22 protein-coding genes are annotated in these 22877 nt (G+C 74.6%); 17 read left to right on the top strand and 5 right to left on the bottom strand.

The genetic code is table 11. From position 1 onward, the window contains the following. The first annotated feature begins 103 nt into the window (after nucleotides 1-103). The 10 genes from ADEH_RS06610 (at nucleotide 104) to ADEH_RS06655 (ending at nucleotide 11106) form a co-directional block, all read left to right on the top strand. The gene (locus ADEH_RS06610; RefSeq protein WP_011420335.1) at nucleotides 104-1327 is read left to right on the top strand and encodes a c-type cytochrome; all 1224 of its coding nucleotides are present in this window, start codon (nucleotides 104-106) and stop codon (nucleotides 1325-1327) included. Between the two features lie 103 nt (nucleotides 1328-1430). After that, nucleotides 1431-3554, top strand: coding sequence for an excinuclease ABC subunit UvrC (uvrC, locus tag ADEH_RS06615; RefSeq protein WP_011420336.1), 2124 nt, complete (start codon nucleotides 1431-1433; stop codon nucleotides 3552-3554). Nucleotides 3555-3606: 52 nt separating this feature from the next. Then, entirely contained in the window at nucleotides 3607-4536 is a 930-nt protein-coding gene (gene cysK / locus ADEH_RS06620) for a cysteine synthase A (protein WP_011420337.1), read from the top strand. Beyond that, nucleotides 4533-5471 (top strand): serine O-acetyltransferase EpsC, encoded by a 939-nt coding sequence (epsC, locus tag ADEH_RS06625; protein WP_011420338.1) that lies wholly within the window; start codon nucleotides 4533-4535, stop codon nucleotides 5469-5471. The genes cysK and epsC overlap by 4 nt, the downstream gene beginning before the upstream one ends. A gap of 36 nt (nucleotides 5472-5507) precedes the next feature. Next, complete coding sequence (locus tag ADEH_RS06630) at nucleotides 5508-6128, top strand: inorganic diphosphatase (protein WP_011420339.1); 621 nt, start codon at nucleotides 5508-5510, stop codon at nucleotides 6126-6128. A 79-nt stretch (nucleotides 6129-6207) separates the two neighbouring features. Further along, complete coding sequence (locus tag ADEH_RS06635) at nucleotides 6208-6690, top strand: DUF2721 domain-containing protein (protein WP_041453371.1); 483 nt, start codon at nucleotides 6208-6210, stop codon at nucleotides 6688-6690. Nucleotides 6691-6725: 35 nt separating this feature from the next. Then, nucleotides 6726-6926, top strand: a complete 201-nt coding sequence (locus tag ADEH_RS06640) for an FmdB family zinc ribbon protein (protein WP_041453372.1) — start codon at nucleotides 6726-6728, stop codon at nucleotides 6924-6926. Between the two features lie 145 nt (nucleotides 6927-7071). Then, nucleotides 7072-8907 carry a GspE/PulE family protein gene (locus ADEH_RS06645; RefSeq protein WP_011420341.1) on the top strand — a complete coding sequence of 612 codons (1836 nt, stop codon included), beginning with the start codon at nucleotides 7072-7074 and terminating at the stop codon, nucleotides 8905-8907. Between the two features lie 40 nt (nucleotides 8908-8947). Continuing rightward, nucleotides 8948-10447: an AAA family ATPase gene (locus ADEH_RS06650; RefSeq protein ID WP_011420342.1), complete on the top strand. Its 1500-nt coding sequence runs from the start codon at nucleotides 8948-8950 to the stop codon at nucleotides 10445-10447. Further along, nucleotides 10444-11106, top strand: a complete 663-nt coding sequence (locus tag ADEH_RS06655) for a GNAT family N-acetyltransferase (RefSeq protein ID WP_011420343.1) — start codon at nucleotides 10444-10446, stop codon at nucleotides 11104-11106. Before ADEH_RS06650 ends, ADEH_RS06655 begins: the two co-directional genes overlap by 4 nt. Here the strand turns inward: ADEH_RS06655 and ADEH_RS06660 are convergent. The 5 genes from ADEH_RS06660 to ADEH_RS06680 form a co-directional block, all read right to left on the bottom strand. After that, nucleotides 11006-11797 carry an inositol monophosphatase family protein gene (locus ADEH_RS06660; protein ID WP_011420344.1) on the bottom strand — a complete coding sequence of 264 codons (792 nt, stop codon included), beginning with the start codon at nucleotides 11795-11797 and terminating at the stop codon, nucleotides 11006-11008. The genes ADEH_RS06655 and ADEH_RS06660 overlap by 101 nt on opposite strands. A gap of 103 nt (nucleotides 11798-11900) precedes the next feature. Then, nucleotides 11901-13433 carry an acetyl-CoA hydrolase/transferase family protein gene (locus tag ADEH_RS06665; RefSeq protein ID WP_011420345.1) on the bottom strand — a complete coding sequence of 511 codons (1533 nt, stop codon included), beginning with the start codon at nucleotides 13431-13433 and terminating at the stop codon, nucleotides 11901-11903. Between the two features lie 132 nt (nucleotides 13434-13565). After that, nucleotides 13566-16169: a 1-acyl-sn-glycerol-3-phosphate acyltransferase gene (locus ADEH_RS06670; protein WP_011420346.1), complete on the bottom strand. Its 2604-nt coding sequence runs from the start codon at nucleotides 16167-16169 to the stop codon at nucleotides 13566-13568. 88 nt (nucleotides 16170-16257) lie between these two features. Next, nucleotides 16258-17007, bottom strand: a complete 750-nt coding sequence (locus tag ADEH_RS06675) for a HEAT repeat domain-containing protein (RefSeq protein WP_011420347.1) — start codon at nucleotides 17005-17007, stop codon at nucleotides 16258-16260. Nucleotides 17008-17070: 63 nt separating this feature from the next. Next, on the bottom strand, nucleotides 17071-18027 hold the full coding sequence (locus ADEH_RS06680) for a DnaJ C-terminal domain-containing protein (RefSeq protein WP_011420348.1): 957 nt from the start codon (nucleotides 18025-18027) through the stop codon (nucleotides 17071-17073). A gap of 105 nt (nucleotides 18028-18132) precedes the next feature. Between ADEH_RS06680 and ADEH_RS06685 the strand changes: the two genes are divergently transcribed. From ADEH_RS06685 to ADEH_RS06715, 7 genes are all read left to right on the top strand, one after another. Further along, nucleotides 18133-18804 (top strand): hypothetical protein, encoded by a 672-nt coding sequence (locus tag ADEH_RS06685; protein WP_232287442.1) that lies wholly within the window; start codon nucleotides 18133-18135, stop codon nucleotides 18802-18804. A 1-nt stretch (nucleotide 18805) separates the two neighbouring features. Further along, nucleotides 18806-19285: a ribosomal protein S18-alanine N-acetyltransferase gene (rimI, locus tag ADEH_RS06690; protein ID WP_011420350.1), complete on the top strand. Its 480-nt coding sequence runs from the start codon at nucleotides 18806-18808 to the stop codon at nucleotides 19283-19285. Between the two features lie 66 nt (nucleotides 19286-19351). Then, entirely contained in the window at nucleotides 19352-20446 is a 1095-nt protein-coding gene (locus ADEH_RS06695; RefSeq protein ID WP_011420351.1) for a quinone-dependent dihydroorotate dehydrogenase, read from the top strand. A 185-nt stretch (nucleotides 20447-20631) separates the two neighbouring features. Continuing rightward, the gene (locus ADEH_RS06700; protein ID WP_011420352.1) at nucleotides 20632-21090 is read left to right on the top strand and encodes a hypothetical protein; all 459 of its coding nucleotides are present in this window, start codon (nucleotides 20632-20634) and stop codon (nucleotides 21088-21090) included. 2 nt (nucleotides 21091-21092) lie between these two features. Continuing rightward, on the top strand, nucleotides 21093-21440 hold the full coding sequence (locus ADEH_RS06705) for a phasin family protein (RefSeq protein ID WP_011420353.1): 348 nt from the start codon (nucleotides 21093-21095) through the stop codon (nucleotides 21438-21440). 5 nt (nucleotides 21441-21445) lie between these two features. After that, a complete protein-coding gene (locus tag ADEH_RS06710) occupies nucleotides 21446-22132 on the top strand; it encodes a lytic transglycosylase domain-containing protein (RefSeq protein ID WP_011420354.1) in 687 nt (228 codons plus the stop codon). A 60-nt stretch (nucleotides 22133-22192) separates the two neighbouring features. Continuing rightward, complete coding sequence (locus ADEH_RS06715; protein WP_011420355.1) at nucleotides 22193-22825, top strand: radical SAM protein; 633 nt, start codon at nucleotides 22193-22195, stop codon at nucleotides 22823-22825. Nucleotides 22826-22877 lie beyond the last annotated feature (52 nt).

Genomic DNA, 22877 nt, shown 5'->3' on the forward strand with positions numbered 1-22877 from the left:
GGAGCTTACCACCGGAGCCTCGGCGGCACGCGCCTGGAAAGAGGCATCGGCCGTGCCCGCCAGGCGGGCCAGGCCGGCACCTCGCCCGGCGAAGGAGGCCACCGTGCTCCGTGCGTCCCGTCCCGCCGCGCTCGTCGCGGCGATCCTCTCCCTCGCGGCCTGCAGCGAGTCGCGCTCGCGCACCGCCACCGCGGCGGCGCCGTCCCCCGCCGACCCGCAGCCGGCGCCCGCGCCGGCGGATCCTCAGGCGGCGTACCTCGCCGCGCGCCGGGCCGAGGTGGCGGCGATGCCGGACCCGCCCTCGGCGCTCCCGCGGAGCACCGGCACGCGCCAGGAGCTCGCCTACATGATCGAGCTCGGCGAGAAGCTCCTGCGCGAGACGAACACCCACCCGCTCACGGCGCCGTACGTCGGGGCGTCGGGGCTCACCTGCAGCTCCTGCCACCTCGACGCGGGGAGGAAGAAGGCCATCGCGTCCACGTTCATCGGCGCCGCCGCGTCGTTCCCGGCGTTCAACGACCGCGACGGCGGGGTGATCACGCTGCAGGACCGCGTCAACGGCTGCTTCATGCGGAGCATGAACGGGACGCGGCTGCCGGAGAACTCGGAGGCGCTGCTCGCCATCGTCTCGTACATCAACTGGCTGTCGCAGGGGTTCCCGCTCGAGCCGAACCCGGACCGCGCGGTGTCGTCGCTCAACCGGTCCTTCCCGAACCCCGCCATCAAGGCCATGGCGCTCGCCGGCAAGGCGGTGGCCGCGAACGGCGCGTCGATCTACGACTCGCGCTGCGCGCCGTGCCACGGCGTGCACGGGGAGGGCATCGTGGGCGCGCCGCCGGTCTGGGGCGAGCGCGCCTACAACAAGGGCGCGGGGATGGCGAACGACGTCCAGGCGGGCAGCTGGATCCAGTTCAACATGCCGCCGGCGGAGGAGCTCACGCTGACGGACCAGGAGGCGCTCGACGTGGCGGCGTTCGTGAACGCGCAGCCGCACCCCGCGTTCGTCGAGGCGGAGCACCTGCCGGACGGCGGCGCCGGGTACGGCGGCCCGGAGATCGTGTACCACTACGGCGCCTCGCTCACCGCCGAGCAGGTCGCGGCCCGCGTCCCGTCCGGCCCGGCCGCCGACCCCGCCGCCCCGGCGCCGGACGGCGCGGCGCTGTACGCGGCGCGCTGCGCGCCCTGCCACGGCGCCCTGGCCGGCTCGGCGGTCCGGGGCCGCACCGCCACGCAGATCTCCGCCGCCATCTCCGGCCTGGCCTCGATGGCCGGCCTGAAGGACCTCTCCGCGGCGCAGGTCGAGGCCGTCGCCGCCGCGCTGCGGTAGCGGGGCGACACCCGGTGGGCGGCGCCGCGCGGGCGCCCGCCCGCCGCCCGTCCGGGCGGACGGGCGTGATCCGGGCGCGGTTTCCGGGTAATTCCTTGCCCGGATGGACGCGAACCTGCGCAGGAAGCTGGACGAGCTGCCCGCCGAGCCGGGCTGCTACCTGATGAAGGACCGGGCCGGCGAGGTGGTCTACGTCGGCAAGGCGTCCAGCCTCCGCTCGCGCGTGCGCTCGTACTTCGACGCCGGCCGCGGCGACCAGCGCGCGTTCGTGGCGCTGCTCGACGGGCTGCTCGGCGACCTCGAGGTGATCGTCACCCGCTCCGAGAAGGAGGCGGTGCTCCTCGAGAACGAGCTCATCAAGAAGCACCGGCCGCGCTTCAACGTGCGGCTGCGCGACGACAAGGACTTCATCGTCCTGAAGCTGGACGAGCGCCACCCGTACCCGCGCCTGGAGGTGCGGCGCGCGCGGGAGAAGCGGCAGCCGGGCGCGCGCTACTTCGGCCCGTACTCCTCCGCGTCGTCGATCCGCGAGACGCTGCGGATGGTGAACCGCCACTTCCAGCTCCGCACCTGCAGCGACCACGTCTTCGACCACCGCAAGCGGCCCTGCATCCTGTACCAGATCCACCGCTGCCCGGCGCCGTGCGTGTACGAGGTGCCGGCGGAGGAGTACCGGCAGTCGGTCGAGGACGCGGTGGAGTTCCTGGAGGGCCGCGAGGGCGAGCTGGTGGAGCGGCTGCGCGGGCGCATGGCGGGCGCGGCGGAGGGGCTGCGGTTCGAGGAGGCGGCGCGGCTGCGCGACCAGCTCCAGGCGGTGGAGCGGAGCCTCGAGAAGCAGCGGGTGCTGATGTCGGACCGCGGCGACCGCGACGTCATCGGCCTCTACCGCGAGGGGCCGGACCTGGTGGTCCAGGTCCTCTCCATGCGCGCCGGCAAGCTCCAGGACGCGCAGGCGCACCCGTTCCGCGAGCAGGAGTTCCCCGCCGAGGAGATCCTGTCCTCGTTCCTGTCGCTCTACTACGAGCACACCGACGCGCCGGACGAGATCCTGGTGCCGCTCGAGCCGGTCCAGGCCGAGGCGCTCGCCGACGTGCTCTCGGAGCGGCGCGGGCGGCGGGTGCGGCTGCTCACCCCGCAGCGCGGCGCGAAGGCCGACCTGCTCGACGTGGCCCGCCGCAACGCGGAGCAGGGGTTCCGGGCCTGGCACGAGCACGACGAGCGGCGCGAGCAGGCGCTGGCGTCGCTGGCGAAGGCGCTGCACCTGGCGCGGCCGCCGCGCTGGATGGAGTGCTACGACATCTCGACGTTCCAGGGCGCGCTCGCGGTCGGCTCCGGCGTGTCGATGAAGGACGGCGAGCCGGACAAGGCCAACTACCGCCGGTACAAGGTGAAGGCGGTGGCGGGGCAGGACGACTTCGCCATGCTGCACGAGGTCGTCACCCGCCGCCTGCGGCGGGCGCTCGGGGAAGGGCAGCTGCCCGACCTGATCGTCATCGACGGCGGCAAGGGCCAGCTCAACGCGGCCCTGGCGGCGGCGAAGGACCTGGGCGTGCCGACGCGCCCGTCGCCAGGCAACCCCGACGCGCCGTTCGTGGAGCTGGTGGGGCTCGCGAAGAGCCGGCTGGTGGACGGCCCGGCGCTCGGGACGGCGCGGGTGGTGGCGCGGCGCGGGCGGCGCGCGGAGGCGCGCCTGGCGGACGCCGCCGAGGCGGCGGAGAAGGGCTTCGTGTCCGAGCTGGCGCGCAGCCCGGAGCGCGTGTTCCTGCCCGGCCGCAAGGACCCGGTGGTGCTCCGGCAGAACTCCGCCGAGCTGTTCCTGCTGGCGCGGCTGCGCGACGAGGCGCACCGCTTCGCGATCACCTTCCACCGGAAGCTGCGGCGCGAGCGGAACTTCCAGAGCGTGCTCGAGGAGATCCCCGGGATCGGCGAGGGCCGCAAGCGGGCGCTGCTGCGCCACTTCGGCGCGCTGCGCCGGGTGCGGGAGGCGACGCCCGAGGAGATCGCGCAGGTGGAGGGCTTCGGGCCGAGGCAGGCGGCGGCCGTCCACGCGTTCTTCCACCGGCCGGACGCGCCGCCGGCCGCCGCGGACGAGCCGTCCGGCGCGCCGGAGGGGACGCCTGCGGGGGGTCCCGCGGAGGCGATCCCGGACGCGGCGATCGCCGCCACCGAGGCGGAGATCGACGCCGCGCTGGCCGACGAGGATGCGTCCCCGGAGCCCGCCGCTTAAGTCGGACGGCGACCGGCCGGTTTGATAAGGTCGGGGCTCCCGAGGAGACGACATGCGGATCGCGGACGACGTCACGAAGCTCATCGGCAACACGCCGCTGGTGCGGCTGAACCGCGTGATGGACGGGGCCGGGGCGGTGGTCGCGGCCAAGCTGGAGATGCAGAACCCGGCCGGCAGCGTGAAGGACCGCATCGGCCTCTCCATGATCGAGGCGGCCGAGCGCGAGGGGCGGATCAAGGCGGACACGATCCTGCTCGAGCCCACCAGCGGCAACACCGGCATCGGCCTCGCGTGCGTCGCCGCGGCCAAGGGCTACAAGCTCGCGCTGCTCATGCCCGAGACCATGAGCGTCGAGCGGCGCAAGCTGCTGGCGGCGCTCGGGGCGGAGCTCATCCTGACGCCCGGCCCCGAGGGGATGAAGGGCGCCATCCAGCGCGCCGAGCAGCTCGCCGCGAAGGACCCGCGGTACCTCGTCCTCCAGCAGTTCGAGAACCCGGCCAACCCCGAGGTCCACCGGCGCACCACCGCCGAGGAGATCTGGCGCGACACCGACGGCGAGGTGGACGTGCTGGTGTGCGCCACCGGGACGGGCGGCACCGTGACCGGCTGCGCGCAGGTGCTGAAGCCGCGCAAGCCGTCGATCCGCATCGTGGCCGCCGAGCCGGCGGACTCGCCGGTGCTCTCCGGCGGCAAGCCCGGGCCGCACAAGATCCAGGGCTGGGGCGCCGGGTTCGTGCCGAAGGTGCTGGACACGAAGCTCCTCGACGAGATCGTCACCGTCCGTCACGAGGACGCCGGCGACATGGCCCGGCGGCTCTGCCGCGAGGAGGGGCTCCTCTCCGGCATCTCCGACGGCGGGGTGGCCTGGGCCGCGCGCGAGGTCGCGCGGCGGCCGGAGAACGCGGGCAAGCTGGTGGTGGCGGTCCTGCCGGACACCGGGGAGCGCTACCTCTCGACCTGGCTCTGGGAGGACGTGAAGTGAGCGACGGCGTGAAGGCTCCGGCGGCTCCGGCGGTGGACCAGGTGGCGCTCGCGCCGGTGGTGGACGCGCTCTGCCGCGACGCCGCGGCGGCGTTCGGCGCCGGCGGGCGGGTGACGCTGCCGTCGCGCGAGGCGGTCATCCGCGTGGTGGAGGACCTGCGGGCGGTGCTGTTCCCGGGCTACTTCGGGACCAGCGACCTGCACGACGAGAGCCTGCACTACTTCGTGGGCGCCACCCTGGCGCGCGCCATGCGCGCGCTGGAGGAGCAGATCCGGCGCGGGTTCGCGTTCACGGAGCGGCACGACCTGAACGGCTGCACGCACTGCTTCGAGGAGGCGCAGGCCGTCACCAAGGCGTTCCTCGGGCGCATGCCGGAGATCCGCCGGCTGGTCGCCTCCGACGTGGAGGCCACCTACGAGGGCGACCCGGCGCTGAAGAGCCGCGACGAGGCGATCTTCGCCTACCCGGGGATGATGGCGGTGACCAGCCAGCGCATCGCCCACGAGCTCCACGTGCTGGGCGTGCCGCTCATCCCCCGCATCATCACCGAGCACGCGCACACGCTCACCGGCATCGACATCCACCCCGGCGCGCGGATCGGCGAGCGCTTCTTCATCGACCACGGCACCGGCGTGGTGATCGGCGAGACCTCGGTCATCGGCGACCGGGTGCGGCTGTACCAGGGCGTCACGCTCGGCGCGAAGAGCTTCCCGCTCGACGAGAACGGCAACCCGATCAAGGGAATCGACCGGCACCCCATCGTCGAGGACGACGTCGTGGTATACGCCGGCGCCACCATCCTCGGCCGGATCACCATCGGCAAGGGGTCGTCGGTGGGCGGCAACGTCTGGGTCACCTCGAGCCTGCCGCCCGGCAGCCGCGTCACCCAGGCCGAGGTCCGGGAGCAGCGCTTCGCGCACGGCGCGGGCATCTGATCCGGCGCGCCCGCGCCCCTGAAAGGAATCCCCGCAGTGGCCTATCACCCGTGGCACGACGTGGAGCTGCCTCGCTTCGTCGAGGATCCGATCCCCGCCATCATCGAGATCCCCACCGGCTCGAAGGTGAAGTACGAGCTGGACAAGAAGTCCGGGCTGCTGCTCGTGGACCGGATCCTGTTCTCCGCGGTGCACTACCCGGCGAACTACGGCTTCGTGCCGCGCACCTACTGCGACGACGGCGATCCGCTCGACATCCTGGTGCTCTGCTCCGAGCAGATCCAGCCGCTCGCGATCATGCAGGCGAAGGTGATCGGCGTGATGCAGATGCGCGACGACAAGGGCCAGGACGACAAGCTCATCGCGGTCCACGCCGACGACCCGAATTACGCCGACTACACGGACGTCTCGGAGCTGCCGCAGCACCGGCTGCGCGAGCTGCAGCGGTTCTTCCAGGACTACAAGGCGCTCGAGAACAAGAAGGTGCTGGTCCGCGCGCCGCAGGGGCGCTCCGAGGCGCTCGAGGTGCTGCGCGACGCGATCCGCCTGTACGACCGGGATCGCGCGCGGCTCATGGGCACGCCGGGCCCGTCCGCGCCCGAGGCGCCCCGCCCCCGCCGGGCGGCCCGCGCCGGCAAGGGCGGCCGGCGCCGGTAGCGCCCGGCGCCCGCCCGCCCGGCCGCGGGGGAGGGGGGCGCCCCGGCAGCGCGCCCGCCCGTGTGCATCTTGGACGCCGGTGGGCGCGCTCCAGCAGATCGCGGCGGCGGTGACGCCGGCGGTGATGGTCTCCGCCTGCGGCCTCATCGCGCTCGGCCTCGACAACCAGGCCGCGCGCATGGCCGCCCGGCTCCGCGACCTGGCGCGCGAGTGGCGGGCGCTGCCGCCGCACGCGGCGCGGCGGGGCGCGGTGGCGGAGCAGGTGGCGGTGCTGGACCGCCGCCACGGCCTCTACTCCCGGGCGCTGCTCCTCAACTACGGCGCCCTCTTCGCGTTCGTGGTCACCTCCCTGCTGTGGCTGGGCCAGGCCTACTGGTCGGTCCCGCCGGAGCTGCCGGTGCTGGTGTTCGGCCTCGGGGTGGCGATGCTGGCCGCCATGGCGGTGCTGGTCATCGCCTCGATCACCCTGGCCCGGAGCACCATCGAGGCGGAGGCGGCGGAGGTGCTGCGCGAGCGCCGGGCGCCGCCGGCGAGCGGGCGGCCTGCGCCCGCCCGCGGCTGAACCCTTCCGCCTCGAGCCGGCTCCCACCCCGCGCGATGCCCATCTACGAGTACGCCTGCGCCCGCTGCGGCAAGTCCTTCGAGACGCTCATCATCCGGCGGTCCGACGAGGCCGAGGTCGCGTGCCCCGCGTGCAACGGCCGCGAGGTGTCCCGGCAGATGTCCCGCCCGGCGGCGGCGCGGACCGGCTCGGACGGCGGCGGCGCGCCCGCGCGCGGCTGCGGCCCGGTCGGTTGAGGCATCTGAGCCGCTCGCCCGGTCGGGCGAGTCCCCCTCCCAGGAACCCATCGCCGGGGCGCGCGCACGCCGGCGTCGCCGCACCCACACGCCGCCCGGTGCGCGCGCTGGGTGGCGCGGCGGCGGCGCGGTAGAATCCCGCGGCGTGCCAAGGACCTACCGCGCTACCGACTACACCCTGGAGTTCGTGGCCGATCTCCTCGCCAGGGAGGGGATCCTCACCGACGACGCGCGCCGCACCGCCACCGCCCGCGAGGGCGTGCAGCGCGCGCGCCTGCTCCGCGACGGCGCCTCCCGCAGCGGCGGGCGGGCGCTGCGGCGCGCCGAGCTCTCGCCGATCGAGGTGCTCGCGTCGTTCGAGTTCCCGGACGCCCGGCGCGACGCCGAGACCGTGGACGAGGACAAGGCCACGCAGGCGGTGGCGAAGGCGGTGGGGATCCCCTACCGCAAGATCGACCCGCTGAAGCTCGACGCCCAGCTCATCACCCGGACGCTGTCGCGCCCCTTCGCGCGCAAGCACGCGGTGCTCCCGCTGGAGCGCCGCAACGGCTCGCTGGTGGTGGCGGCCGCGAACCCGTTCGACCGCGAGCTGCTCGAGAACCTGCGCGGCCTGACCGGCGCCGAGGTCGAGCCGGTCCTCTCCTCGCCCTCCGACATCCACCGGGCCATCGCCGAGGTCTACGGCTTCCGCCAGCAGATCTCGCAGGCGCGCGTCGAGCTGGAGGGCGGCGGCGGCGCCCCGGACGTCACCAACCTCGAGCAGTTCGTGAACCTGTCCGGCATCGACGCGCTGGAGGCGTCGAGCGAGCCGGTGGTCGCGGCGGTCGAGTACCTGCTGCACTACGCGTTCGAGCAGCGCGCCAGCGACATCCACCTCGAGCCGCGCCGGGAGGAGTCGATCATCCGCATGCGGATCGACGGGGTGCTCCACCCGGTCCACCGCATCCCGAAGGCCGTGCACGGGGCCATCGCCAACCGGTTCAAGATCATGAGCCGGCTCGACATCGCGCTGAAGCGCCCGCAGGACGGGCGCATCCGCACCGCCCGCGGCGACGCCGAGATGGAGCTGCGCGTCTCCACCGTCCCCACCACCTTCGGCGACAAGGTGGTGATCCGCGTGCTCGACCCGACGGTGCTGGTGCGCGACCTCTCCGAGCTGGGGTTCCTCCCGGACGAGCGCGACCAGTTCGAGCGCTGGCTGCTCCGCCCGCACGGGCTGGTGATCGTGACCGGCCCCACCGGCAGCGGGAAGACCACGACCCTCTACTCCGCGCTGCAGGCGCTCGCGTCGCCGGAGGTGAACGTCGTGACCATCGAGGATCCCATCGAGATGGTCCACGAGGACTTCAACCAGATCGCCGCGAACCAGAAGACCGGCACCGGCTTCGCCGAGGCGCTGCGCCACGTGCTGCGCCAGGATCCGGACGTGGTGATGGTGGGCGAGGTGCGCGACGCCGAGACCGCCACCCAGGCGGTGCAGGCGGCGCTCACCGGGCACATGGTGCTGACCACGCTGCACACGAACGACACGGTCAGCGCGGTGGCGCGCCTGCGCGACCTGGGCGTGCCGAGCTTCCTCATCGCCGCCACGCTCACCGGCATCGCCGCGCAGCGGCTGGTCCGGCAGGTGTGCCCGTCCTGCGCCGAGGACGTGCCGCTCACCGCCGACGAGGTGCACGCGCTGGGCGTGCCGCACCCCGAGGACCACGCCGGCAAGCTGCTGGCCCGCCGGGGCCGCGGGTGCCCCAAGTGCCGGTTCACCGGCTACTACGGGCGGAGCGGCATCTTCGAGGTCCTCCCGGTCAACGCGCGGCTGCGCCACCTGGTGGCGGAGGGCGCCACGCCCGAGGTGCTGCTCCGCACCGCCCGGCAGGACGGGCTGCGCCCGCTGCGCGATCACGCGGTCCGCAAGGTGGCCGCGGGCGTCACGTCCTTCGAGGAGGCGATGCGCGCCACCGCCGACGCCGAGGCGGCGCCGTGAGCGGGCCGGCGCGGATCCCTGCACCACCGGTGAGCGAGCCATGAGCGTCTCCTCCGAGATCGCCGAGCTGTGGTCGGCCGGCACCCCGATCCTCTACCTGGTCACGCCGGAGGAGGACCGGGCCGTTGCCGCCTGCCAGGCGGCGGCCGCCGCGTTCGACGCGCGCTGCGCCGTGTGGTCCTCGCACCGCGGGCTCGACCCGGTGGCGCCCGGCGCCAAGGAGCCGGCGGCGCTGCTCGACGCGCTGCTGCGCGCGCCGGCCCCGTTCCTGGCGGTGGCGCTCGACTTCCACCACGCGCTCGCCTCGCCGGCGGTGGCGCGCCAGCTCCGCGACGTGCTGCCCCGCCTGGCGGCCGAGGGGCGGTGCCTCGCGGTGGTGGCGCCGCGCCTGGCGCTGCCGGACGGGCTCGGCACCGACGCCGCGGTGATCCGCGTGCCGCTGCCCGACGACGCCGAGCTGGGCGCGCTGCTCGAGGTGGTCCAGGCCGGCCTCGCGCACCCGGCCGCGCCGCCGCCGCTCCGGGCGGAGGTGCGCCACCGCGCGCTGGTGGCGGCCCGCGGGCTCTCGGAGGCGCAGGCGCGCCGCGCGTTCACCCGCGCGCTGCGCCGGGACGCGGCGCTGGGGCCGGAGGGCATCGCCGCGGTGGCGGCCGAGAAGAAGCGGCTGCTCGCGCGCGACCTCGGCCTCGAGCTGGTCGAGGCGACGGAGCGCCCGGAGGACCTGGGCGGGCTCGGCGCGTTCAAGGCATGGATGGACGAGCGCGCGCTCGCGTTCGATCCCGACGCCTCGCGCTGGGGGCTCCCGCCGCCGCGCGGCGTGCTGCTCGTGGGCGTGCAGGGCTGCGGGAAGTCGCTCGCGGCCAAGGCGGCCGCGGCGCGCCTGGGGGTGCCGGTGCTGCGGCTCGACCTGCCGCGGGTGCTGGGCGCGCAGTCCGGCGCCGAGGAGGGGCTGGCGCGCGCGCTGGAGGCGGCGGAGGCGCTCGCGCCGGTGGCGCTCTGGGTGGACGAGATCGAGAAGGGGTTCGCGGGCAGCGCGCCCGGCGACGGCGGCGAGCCGCGCGCGGCGCGCCTGCTGGGCGCGTTCTCCACCTGGCTGCAGGAGCGCAAGGGGCCGGTGTTCGTGGTGGCGACCGCCAACGACGTGTCGCGGCTGCCGCCGGAGCTGCTGCGCCGCGGGCGCTTCGACGAGCTGTTCTTCGTGGACCTCCCGGACCTCGAGGCGCGCCGCGAGATCCTGGCGCTGCACCTGCGGCGCCGCGGCCGCGAGCCCGGGGCGGTGGACGTGGCGGCCATCGCCGAGCTGTGCGCCGACTACTCGGGCGCGGAGCTGGAGCAGGTGGTGATCGGGGCGCTGCACCGCGCCTACGCGCTCGGGCGCGAGCTGGAGACCGCCGACCTCCGGCGCGTGGCGCAGGACCTGGTCCCGCTGTTCCGGACCTACGAGGAGCAGATCAAGGCGCTGCGCGAGTGGGCCAGGGGCCGGGCCCGCGTGGCCGGCCGGGCCGGCGCGGTGGTGGACCTGTTCCGGCGGGTGCAATGACCGGGGGGCACCTGGAGATCCGCCCGGCCAGCCCGGAGCGCTGGGCCGATCTGGAGCGGCTGTTCGGCCCGAACGGCGCCTGCGCGGGCTGCTGGTGCATGTGGTGGCGGCTCCCGCGCGCCGCGTTCGACGCGGGGAAGGGGGAGGGCAACCGCCGCGCGCTCCGAGGGCGCGTGGCGGCGGGGGACGTCCCCGGGCTGCTCGCCTACGACGGCGAGACGCCGGTGGGCTGGGTGGCGCTCGCGCCGCGCGCCGAGTACCCGCGCCTCGGCGTCTCGCGGATCCTGGCCCCGGTGGACGCGGAGCCGGTCTGGTCCATCACCTGCTTCTACGTGGCGCGCTCGCACCGCCGGCGCGGCGTGACCCGCGCGCTCGTCGAGGCCGCCGAGCGGCACGCCCGGGGGGCGGGGGCGAGCATCCTCGAGGCCTACCCGGTGGACCCGCGCGGCGCGACCGCCTCCGCGTTCCTCTACACCGGCCTCGCGTCCACCTTCCGCGCCGCGGGCTTCGAGGAGGTGCTGCGGCGCAGCCCGACGCGGCCCATCGTCCGCAAGCTGCTCACCGCCCCGCGAGCGCCCGGAGCACGTGGTCGTGCACCCGGCCGTTCGACGCCACGCAGCTCCCCGACGCGACCGTCGGCGTCCCGTCGAGGTCGGTGAAGCGGCCGCCGGCCTCCTCCACCAGGATCTTCAGCGGCGCGAGGTCCCACAGGTTCACGCCCGCCTCGATCCAGGCCTCGGCCTCGCCCTTCAGCACCAGCGCGCAGCCGGCCAGGTCGCCGTAGCAGCGGGCCGCCTGCGCCGAGATGGCCAGCGCCGCGACGCGCTCCAGCATGGGCGGGCGGAACAGCACGTGCGGCTCGCCCAGCGACAGCGTGGCGTCCTCCCAGGCGGCGAGGCCGGAGACGCGCAGCCGCGCCGGGGCCGCGTCGCCGGCGCGGAGCCAGCAGCCCTGGCCGCGGGCGGCCCAGTACGCCTCGCCCAGCGCGGGCAGGGCCATGGCCCCGGCCACGATCTCGCCGCGGTGCTCGCACGCCACCAGCGGGCCCCAGAAGCCGCGCCCTCGGGTGAAGCCCTTGGTGCCGTCGAGCGGGTCCACGATCCAGCGGGTCTCGCCGGCGCCCGCGTGCTCGCCCGTCTCCTCGCCCAGGAAGCCGTGGTCGGGGAACGCGGCCCGCACCACCGCCAGCACCGCCGCCTCCGACTCGCGGTCGGCCGCGGTGACCGGGCTGCGGTCCGGCTTGCGCTCCACGCGCACGCCGCGGCGGAAGTGGGCGAGGCTGGCCGCGGACGCGGCCTCCACCGCCGCGCGGGCGGTGTCCATCGCGCGCTGCAGGTCGAGCTCGGGCATGGCGCGAGCCTAGCGCGCCGGCGGGGGCGCGCCGCCGGAAAAAGCGCGCGGCGGCCGCCCGGGAGGACGGCCGCCGCGGATGCGACGGTCTATCGGAGGCTGGCTACTTCTTCGGGCGCATGTCGCCCGTCTCGAGGTAGCGCGTGTGGAACGAGAACGCCTCCTTGAGCATGTGCGGCGTGTGCTTCCCGAAGCTGCCGCCCTTCAGCGAGCGGTTGTAGTAGTCCCAGAGGATCGGGCGCCAGTCCGGGTGCGCGCACTTCTCGATGACTTCCTTCGCCTTCTGCTTCGGGCTCTTCCCGCGCAGGTCGGCGAAGCCGTACTCGGTCACGATGCCGTTGACCTCGTGCTCCGTGTGGTCGATGTGCGACGCGAACGGGACGATGGCCGAGATCTTCCCGCCCTTCGCGACCGACGGGGACATGAAGATCGTGTACGCCGAGTTGCGGGCGAAGTCGCCCGACCCGCCGATGCCGTTCTCGATGCCCTTGCCCACGATGTGGGTCGAGTTCACGTGGCCGTAGATGTCGGCCTCGACGAAGCCGTTCATCGCGATGCAGCCCAGGCGGCGGATGACCTCGGGGTGGTTCGACACGTCCTGCGGGCGCAGGATGATCTGCTTGCGGTAGCGCTCGATGTTCTTGTTGAAGCGCTCCTGGCCCTCGGGCGAGACCGAGAACGCCGTCGCCGACGCGATCTTGAGCTTGCCGGAGTCGAGGAGGTCCAGCATGCCGTCCTGGATCACCTCGGTGTAGCTCATCATGTTCTCGAAGTGCCCCTCGTTCAGGCCGACGAGCACCGCGTTCGCGATGTTGCCGACGCCCGACTGCAGCGGGGTGAGGCTCTTCGGGAGCCGGCCGGCCTTCACCTCGCCGTCGAGGAAGTCGAGGATGTGCTGGGCGATCCGCTTGTGGTCCGCCTCGGGGGCCTTGAACGGCGCGTTGCGGTCGGGGTTGTTGGTGATCACCACCGCCGCGACCTTCGACACGTCGATCTTGAGCGTGGGCGACCCGACGCGGTCGTCGGCCCGGAGGATCGGGATCGGCGTCCGCTCACCGTGACGGCCGGTCACGCCGAGGATGTCGTGCATCCCCTCGAGCCGCTCGTCCTGCCACTCGTTGACCTCGAGGATGTACTTCTCCGCGACGTCGAAGTAGGCGGTGTTCGCGCCGCACGAGGACGAGAAGACGAGCGAGCCGTCCTCCTTGATCTTCGTGACCTCGATGACGGCGAAGTCGATCTTGTTGTCGGGGCGCCCGTAGTACCCGTAGCGCACCAGCGAGCCGGCGTGGCTCAGGTGCATGTCCTGGTACTCGATCACGCCCTCGTTGATCTTCTGCCGCATGACCGCGTCGCCGTTGTACGGGAAGCGGAAGCTGACCGACTCCGTCAGGCCCATGGCCTGGTCGAGCTCGGGGCCGGTGGAGGCGCCGGTGAGGGCGGTGACCTTGAAGGCCTTGCCCTTCATCCGCTCCTCGATCGCGCGCTTGGAGAGCGCGATGGGCACGGCCTTGGGATAGCCGGCGCCGGTGAAGCCCGACATCCCGAGGATGGCGCCGTTGGGGATGAGCCCAGCGGCTTCTTCGGCGGACATCACCTTCGCCTTGAGGCCCTTGTGGAGAATCCGATCCGACATGCGTTCAGCCTCCTAGGTTCCTGCTGCTGTCACGGAAAGCGCGGGTACGACCGAGAGTGCTGCGACACACCTGCTGTGGGTGGCGCAGAGTAACGCGAGCACGGGTCTGTGGGGAAGGGGCGGAGACGCTTCTCACGTCGCCAGATGCGGAGCGATTCCGTCCATGATGGCGCGGAGTTCCGCGGTCGATGACGATCCGGCGAGCCTGAGCTTGCCCGCCTCCTCGGCGATGACGCGCTGCGAGATCAGCCACTCCAGCGCGTTCTCCAGCGTGGCCTTCGAGATGGCCTCGCGGAGCGCGATCCGCCCGGAGAGGAACTCGCCGCGGCCTCGCTCCATCGCCTCGCGGACGAGCGCACGCCGGTCGAGCGGCGCCTGCCGCGGCGCGTCGGGACCGAGGGCGGCGACGGCGGCCGCGGCGGCGAGGTGGTACGCCTCGAGGTACGCGCGGAGGAGATCGGCGAGGAAGGCGAGGGCGGTGGTCTCGGGGCCGGGCAGCACCCGGCCCGCGTCGCAGTCCACCGCCCGCACCCGCACCAGGAACGCGAGGTTCGACTCGAAGATCTCGTCGAAGCTCGCGCCGCTCCGGTACATGAACTCGAGCTTGAACAGCCGCGAGAGCCACAGCGCCCGCCCGCGGACCTCGGCGGCCGTCGAGCCGCCCGGCCCGCCGGCGCGCGCCGCGGCGGCCACCAGCGCGGGCGCGACGTAGCGGTGGATGACCGCGTTGCGGTGGTAGTCGAGCATCGGCCGCTTCTCGTCCACCACCTGGTAGATGGTGTCGCCCGCCGCGACCTCCACCCGCACCAGCCCTTCGTGCGCCAGCCGCCGCACCGCGTCGGCGATGGGGCCGGCCTGGCGCGGATCGGAGGGCGCGCCGGCGAGGTCGCGCGCGAAGCGGGCGCCGCCCTCTGCCGCCACGTAGCGGAGCAGCTCGACGCGCCGCGCCACCTCCTCGGAGCCGAGGCCGCGCCGCACGTGCGAGAGCAGGGCCGCGGACACGAGCCCGACGGGCGTGATGGTCACCGCGCGGCTGATGCCGTACGCGATGCGGTTCGCGAGCCCCTGCACCAGCTGCCGCTTCGCCTCCGCGGCCTCGCCCGCCCCGGCGGCGGCGGCGGGCGCGGCGCGCCGCTCCGCCTCGCCGCCCCACGCCTCGTCCACCGCCAGCGACGCGGCGCGCGCGCCCAGCCGCTCCGCCGCGAGCTGGCGCAGCGAGATGGGCGTCTCGAACTGCACGTAGAGCCGCTCGTAGCGCCGCAGCAGCACGCGGGCCGCGCCCAGCAGGCCGCGCAGGCTCTCCTTGCGCTTCTCGCCGCCCGCCAGCTCCTTCGCGTAGCTGGAGGCCTCGATGAGCCGCTCGTAGTCGATCGCCACCGGCACGAACAGCACGTCGTCGGCGGCGCCGTCCAGCCAGGCGTCCACCTCCATCGACACCAGGCCGGTCTTCGGGAACAGGAGCTTGCCGGTGCGGCTGCGCCCGCCCTCCACGTAGAACTCCTGCGGGAAGCGGTCGCGCAGCAGGTGCTTCACGTAGGCGCGCAGCACCGCGGTGTAGACGCGGTCGCCCTTCACCTTGCGCCGGATGAAGAACGCGCCGCCGCGGCGGGCGATCCCGCCGAACGGCCAGAACGCGAGGTTGATGCCGGCCGCGATGTGCGGCGGCGTCATCCCGTTCTCGTAGAGGAGCCAGGAGAGCACGAGGTAGTCCACGTGGCTCTTGTGGCTGGGGCAGAGCACGATGGGCGCGTCGGCGGCGGCGCGGCGCAGCCGGGCCAGCCCCTCCTCGTCCACCTCGACGCTGGTGTAGAGCCGGCGGAAGAACCACGAGAGCAGCGCCCGCATCACGCCGACGAAGACCGGGTCGTAGTTGCTCGCGATCTCGCGCAGGTCCTTCTCGGCCTCTCCCACCACCGCCTGCGCGGGGCGGCCGCTGCCGGCCGCCACCGCCTCGATGGCCGCGCGCAGCGAGCGGTCGCGCAGGACCTTCTCGCGCACGCGGGAGGGCGCCTTGAGCGGCGGGCCGACCGCGGTGCGGAACTCGCGGGCGAGGTGCTGGTGGAGCGCGCCGCGCACGCGCAGGGCCACCGAGGCGTCGGGCTCGGCGGCGCGCTGCGCGAGGTACTCCTTCAGGTCGAGCGCGCGCCCCACGTCGAACACCGCGCGCCGGAACGCGCGCAGGAACGCGATCGCGTTCGCGAGGGCGCTCGGCGACTCGGGCGAGCCGTAGAGCACGTCCCAGATCGACCCCTGCAGCCGCTGCGGCCGCCGGCTCCACACCAGCAGCACCGGCACGAGGAACACCGGCTGGAACAGGTCGCGCTGCTGGCGCACCAGCGCCGCGAGCGGGTCCTGCTCGGCGTCGGGGCGCCCGAGGAACACGAGGGACGACTCGCCGGCGGCGACCGCGTCCTCGAAGGCGCGGCGGGTGCGCCGCACGCGCGCGAGCCAGCCGGCGAGGCCGTGGAAGCCCTGGGCGGCGCGGAGCGGCGGCAGGCCGGCGCGGCGCAGGAACCAGCGCAGGTAGAGGAAGCCGAGCAGGCCCGGCGAGCGCATCACGAACACCAGGCTGCCGCGCGCGGCGAGCGCGCGGAGCGTGGCGATCGCGCCGCGGGGGATCTTGACCGGCGCGAACCACCGGCCGAGCAGGCCGCCGCCCTCGCCGAGGCCGGCGCCCGATGACGCGGACGGCGGCGGCGTCGAGCCGTCCGGCTGGGGATCCGAGGCCTTCGTCACGGCGCGCGAGTGTATTACAGCGCCGGCGGCTCGCGGGCGGATTCCGCCCGGAAATCCCGGACCTGCAGGCCGGGCCGGGGGTCCGCGGTCACCCGCGCTTCTTCACCCGGCCCTCGCGGTCCAGGTAGAACGGCTCGACCAGCAGCGCCTCGACGCTGGGGCGATGCCCCTTCACGTCCGCCCCGAGCCGCGCCAGGGTCTCCAGCACCTCGCCGCGCACCCGCGCGTTGTCGCGGTCGCGCAGCAGGAGCTGGATGAGCGCGTCGCGCGCGGGCTCGCTGGGCGCGCGCCCCGAGAGCACGCGGGCCGCGCCGATGCGCACGTCGTCGGAGAAGTCCTCGAGCAGCGGGAGCAGGGCGGCCTCCAGGCCCGCGTCGGCCTCCGGCCCGGCGTGCTCCGCGAGCCAGGTGAGCAGGACCAGCTTCTTCTCCGGGTCGCGCGTGTAGGAGCGGGAGAGGCGCGCCAGCTCCTTCACCACCGTCTCCACGACCTTCTCCGGCGGCGCGACCTGCGCGAGCACCCGCAGGCCCCACGCGATCCCGGACTCCTGCTCGCGGATGAACGCCTCCACCGGCCCGAGCGCCTCCTGGCCGGCGGCGACCAGGATCCCGCGCGCGGTCTCCTTCTCCTCGTCGTCGGTGATGCCGGGCTCGGCACGGACGGTGAAGCGCAGGCACAGCGTGCCGAGCGCGCCCGGCGTGGCCATCTCGCCGAGCTGCTCGATCACCTTCTGGCGGTTCTCCGGCGGGCCGTAGCGCTCGGTGAGCTTCTTCGCGAGCTTGCGGAGCTGGTTCTGCTCCCGCTCCTCCTTCGACCCGAACAGATCGAACAGTCCCATCCGACCTCCGAAACCCCCGCGCCAGCGTCCGGCCCCCGCGGGAGCGGACGGAGGCACGAGGTTCTACAACGAGATGCCCGCGCGCGGATCGTCCTTGTACAGCTCGGCGAGCGGCTTCACGGCCTCGCGCAGCGCGGACCCGTCCGGTGGCAGCCGCAGCTGGACCACCGCGTAGAGGTCGCCGCGCGGCCCGCCCCGGAGGTCCGGCATCCCCTTGCCGCGGAGCCGGAGCTGCATGCCGCTCTGCGCGCCGGCGGGCACGCGCAGCCGCACCGGGCCCTCGAACGTGGGCAGCTCCACCTCGGCCCCGAGCGCGGCCTCCGGGATGGTGACGGGCAGGTCGAGGTAGAGGTCGCGCCCCTCCCGCCGGAGGTGCGGGTGCGGGCGCAGCCGGACCTCCAGGTACAGGTCTCCGGCGGGGCCGCCGTGGACCCCGCGCCCGCCCTGGCCGCCCAGGCGGATGCGCGAGCCGTCGGTCACGCCGGCCGGGATCTTCACGCGGAGCGTGCGGCCGTCCACGCGCAGGTCGCGCTCGGCGCCGAGCACCGCGTCGCGCAGGTCGATGGCGATCTCCGCCTCCGCGTGCGCGCCCTGCGACGGGATGGGGCCCCGCCGCACCCGCCCGCCGCGCGCGCCGCCGAACAGGTCGCCGAAGATCGACCCGAAGTCGAACGCGCCGTAGTCGCCCACGTTCACCGTGGAGAAGTCGCCGAAGTCGAAGGGCATCCCGCCGTTCGGCGCGCCGTGCCGCTTCCACTGACGGTACTGCTCGGCCTTCTTCTCGTCGAACCCGGAGCGCAGCGAGTCCGGCCCGAACTCGTCGTACAGCTTCCGGCGCTTCTCGTCGGAGAGCACCTCGAACGCCGCCGTGACCTCCTTGAAGCGCTCCTCCGCCGCCTTGTTCCCCGGGTTCACGTCGGGGTGGTACTTCCTGGCGAGCTTGCGGTAGGCGCGCTTGATCTCGTCGTGGGTCGCGGTGCGTGGAACTCCGATGATCTCGTAGAGGTCGCGCTCTGGCACGCGGGGAAACGTAACGCTCCCGGGCGGGAGGTCAAATCGCGGCGCCCCCGGGCGGCGCGCGCGGACGGGCTCCCCACGGCGCCCGCGCTGACTACAATGGGGCCCATGCTCCTCTCCCTGCTCCTCGCCGCCGCCGCGGCGGCCCCGGCCCCGCCGCCGGGCGCGCGCGTCGTCGAGCAGGTGGTGGCCGTGCTGCGCAACCCGGCCGGCGCGGCGCCGCGCCCCATCACGCTCACCCGGCTCGAGGCCGAGGCCCGCGTCGCGCTCGTCTCGCGCGGCGGCGCCGAGGCGGCGTTCCGGCCGCTGGACGCGGAGGTGCTGCGCGCCACCCTCGACTGGCTGCTCGACGAGATGCTGGTGGCGGACGAGTCGGCCCGGCTGCGGCTCGACGCGGTGGACCGCGAGGCGCTCGAGCCGGCGCTGCGGCGGTTCCGCGGGCGCTTCGCGGACGACGACGCCTACCGCCGGTTCCTGGCCCGCTTCGAGCTGGGCGAGGAGGACGTGGCCGCGTCGCTGGCGCGGACGCTGGAGGTGGAGCGCTACCTCGGCACGCGCGTGGGCCGCGGGGTGCGCGTCGGGGACGACGAGGTGGACGCGGTGCTGCGGGCGCGCGGCGCGGCGGCGCCATCGCCCGGGTCGCGGGAGGCGGTCCGCGCCGGGCTGGCCGAGGAGCGCGCCCGCGCGCAGGCGCAGGCGCTGATCCGCGAGCTGCGCGCCCGCGCCGAGATCCGCGTGCTCGACCCGGCGCTCCGCCGCGAGCCGGCGAGGGGGGGCTGACGTGCGCAGGCCGGCCGATCCCGCGCCGGAGCTCCGGTTCCGTCCGATGCGGACGGCGGACCTCGATCGCGTGGTGGACATCGAGAAGGACGGGTTCCGCAACCCGTGGTCGCGCCAGCTGCTCGAGCGCGAACTCGGGCACGCGTGGTCGAGCACGCTGCTGGCGGTCGAGGACGGCCCCGGCGGCGAGGTGGTGCTCGGCTTCATCGTGTTCTGGCTGGTGCACGACGAGCTGCACGTCCTCAACATCGCGACCGCGCTGGAGGCGCGGCGGCGCGGGGTGGGGCGCGCGCTCATGCTGGAGGGCCACCGGATCGGCCGCGGCCGCGGCGCGGTGCTCGCCACGCTGGAGGTGCGCCGCTCGAACCTGCCGGCCATCGAGCTGTACCGCTCGCTGGGCTACCGGCAGGTCGGGATCCGCCCCGGGTACTACGCCGAGGAGGGCGAGGACGCCGTCGTGATGACCGCGGACCTGCCCTAGGCGGCGGCCGTGGCGGGCGGAGGCGGGCTGACAGGCGGCCCCCCGCTGGTGTAAGCAGGCCGCCCCATGCTCTGGCCAGCCCTGCGGTCCGTCCTGTTCCAGCTCGACCCGGAGCGCGTGCACCACCTCGCGCACTGGGCGCTGCACCGCGTCCCGCCCGCCCTGGCGCGCGCGCGCCGGCCGGCGCCCGTGCCGGCCCTCGCCGTCCGCTGCATGGGGCTCGACTTCGACGGCCCGATGGGCCTGGCGGCCGGCTTCGACAAGGGCGACGTGGCGCTGCCGGGCCTGTTCGGCCTGGGCTTCTCGCACGTGGAGATCGGGACGATCACGCCGCGGCCGCAGCCGGGCAACGACCGCCCGCGCCTGTTCCGCCTGCCGGAGCACCGCGCGCTCCTCAACCGGATGGGCTTCAACAACGAGGGGATGGAGGCCTGCGCGCGCCGGCTCGCGGCCCTGCCCGCGGCCGCGCGGCTCGGGCCGGTCGGGATCAACGTCGGGAAGAACAAGGCCACGCCGAACGAGGACGCCGCCTCCGACTACCTCGCGTGCATCGAGCGGCTCCACCCGTACGCCGACTACCTGGTGGTCAACATCTCCTCGCCCAACACGCCGGGGCTGCGGCAGCTCCAGGAGCGCGAGGCGCTGGACCGGCTGCTGCGCGCCTGCGTGCGCCACCTGGCGGAGCGGGCGCCGGGCAAGCCGCTGCTCGTGAAGCTCGCGCCGGACCTCTCCCCCGAGGCGCTCGACGAGGCGGTGGACGTGGCCATCGCGGCGGGCGCGGCCGGCATCGTCGCGACCAACACCACGCTCTCGCGGGCCGGCGTCGAGCGCCACCCGCGCGCCGCCGAGGCGGGCGGGCTCTCCGGCGCCCCGCTGGAGCGGCTCGCGACCGAGGTGGTCCGGCGCTGCTACGCGCGCGCCGCCGGCCGCGTCCCGATCGTGGGGGTGGGCGGGGTGATGGACGCCGAGGGCGCGTACGCGAAGATCCGGGCCGGCGCCACGCTGGTCCAGGCCTACACCGGCCTCATCTACGGGGGCCCCGGGTTCGTGGGCCGGGTGAACGCCGGCCTGGCGCGGCTGCTCGAGCGCGACGGCTTCAGCACCCTTTCGGATGCCGTCGGCGCGGACCACCGACAGGGCGGCGGGAAGGCGGCGGGGTAGGCGTGCGTTGAGACGTACGGCCGTCCCTCGCAGGGTGTTTACGTTCCCTCATCCGGGAACGACCATGTAGGGGCCTGAAGGATGACGCAGTGCGGTAGGGTCTTGAGGGCCCTGACGCGGCGCGTTACCGTCGGGGCAGATGGGGTGGCAGGAACGCCACGCCGGCAGACACCCGGAGGTTCCACATGGCCGAGACACAGAGGATCGAGAAGCTGAAGGTTCCGGAATTCCTGAGAGAGCCCCTGGAGGCGGCGCAGGTCCGCTTCGGCCAGATCGAGGAGGAGGCCCAGCGGGTGCTGAAGGACCTCATGGTCAGGGGACGTGCGGGAAGGAAGGACATCGAACACATCATGCAGCGGCTGTCCCGGCAGGACTGGAACCTCCCCGAGGTGAAGCACCGGCTGGGGAAGCTCCGGGAGCAGGGGGTGGAGCGGGCAGCCGAGTGGCGGGGGAAGGCCGAGACGTTCCGCACGGAGGCGCTGGAGCGGGTGACGGAGCTCCAGACGCGCGCGGTCGCGTTCCTCGGCGTCGCCACGCGGGATCAGGTGGAGGAGCTGAGCCGAGAGCTGGAGCGCCTCGCGAAGCGCCTCGATCGAGCGGAGAAGGGTCGCCGCAACGCGAAGAAGGCCAGGGCGGAGGGCTAGCGATGCCGGACATCCAGAGCATGTTCAAGGACGCCTGGTCCAGCGCGCGCGCCGGGGTGACCGCCGCCGAGGCCGAGGCGGAGAAGGTGCTCGGCCGCATCGGCGTCTCGACCGAGGGCGTGCGGCGGCAGGCCCGCGAGCTGGGCGAGCGGATCGACCGCGAGCGCCGCGAGCTCGAGCGCAACCTCGACGACGCGGTGCGCCGGGCGGCGAACCGCTTCCGGATCCCGACCCGCGACGACCTCGAGACGCTGCAGCGGCGCCTCGACGCCGTCGCCGAGCGCGTGGAGGCGCTGGCGAAGCGCGAGCCCGCCGCGCCGCCGCCGCCGCGGCAGGAGCAGGGGGAATAGTGCGGATGCCGCGGCTCAGCGGGCTCCTCGGGGCCGCCCTGGCCATCACCGCGTGGGTGGTGGTCGCGGCGTTCCCGCGGACGCTCTCGCACGAGCCGCGGCCGCACCGGCCCGGCGAGCCGGACTGCGGCGCGACCGGGTGCGAGCCCGAGGCCGATCCGCTGGTCGAGGCCATCGACGCGCAGATCGCGGCGCGGATGCCCGGCCTCGCCGAGGCCGATCGCACCCGGCTGGCGAGCACCATCGTGCTCGAGGCCGAGGCGGCGCGGATCGACCCGCTGCTGGTGCTCGCGCTCATCGAGGTCGAGTCCTCGTTCGACGCCCGCGCGCTGTCCGGGGCGGGCGCGAAGGGGCTCATGCAGCTCCGCGAGTCCACCCTGCGCCGCGAGCTGGAGCGGGTGGGCCTGCCCGCGGGCGACCCGCACGATCCGGTGCTGAACGTGCGGGCGGGCGTGCGCTACCTGCGCCGGCTCCTCGACGCCTTCGGGCGCGAGGAGGTGGCGCTGATGGCGTACAACGCCGGCCCGAACCGGATCCTGGGCTACCTGCGCGAGGGCGCGATCCCGCAGCGCTTCCACGTCTACCCGCGGCGCGTGAAGGCGGAGCTGCGCCGGATCCGCCGCGACATCGGCGACGAGCGGCCCGCCGAGGCGGTGGCGGCCGCCGCCGCGCCCGCCCCGGTGGCCGAGTAGGGCCGATCTCGGTTACACCCTGTCCCCGACCGCCCGGCGCCGCCCGGGCGCCAGGCCCCCATGCGCGTCACCGAGATCTTCTTCAGCATCCAGGGCGAGGGCTCCCGCGCCGGCCGCCCGTGCGTGTTCGTCCGGTTCACCGGCTGCGACCTGCGCTGCGGCTACTGCGACACCGCCTACGCGTTCCACGGCGGGGTGGACATGGACCGCGCCGCCGTCCTGGCGGAGGTGGCGCGGCACCCGGCGCGCTTCGTCTGCCTCACCGGCGGCGAGCCGATGCTGCAGCGCGAGCTGCCCGACCTCGCCCGCGACCTCGTCGCGCGCGGCTACGAGGTCGCGGTCGAGACGCACGGGCAGCGCCCGCTGGACGCGCTCCCGGCCGAGGCGATCCGGGTGGTGGACGTGAAGACGCCCGGCTCGGGCGAGGTCACCACCGACTTCGCCTACCTCGATCGCCTCCAGCCGCACGACGAGGTGAAGTTCGTGGTCTGCTCGGAGGACGACTTCCGCTGGTCGCGCGAGGTGGTGCGCCGCCACGCGCTGGAGGGGAGGGTGCAGGTGCTCTTCTCGCCGGCGTGGGGGCAGGTGGCGCCGCGCGACCTGGTGCGCTGGATGCTCGAGAGCGGGCTCGACGCGCGCCTCTCGCTGCAGGTGCACAAGGTGATCTGGGGCCCGGACGTGCACGGCGTGTAGCGGCGATCGCGACCGCGCGGCGCGCTGGAATACGGACGCCCGCTCGCGCGTC

This window comes from Anaeromyxobacter dehalogenans 2CP-C, from assembly GCF_000013385.1.
Taxonomy (GTDB): domain Bacteria; phylum Myxococcota; class Myxococcia; order Myxococcales; family Anaeromyxobacteraceae; genus Anaeromyxobacter; species Anaeromyxobacter dehalogenans_B.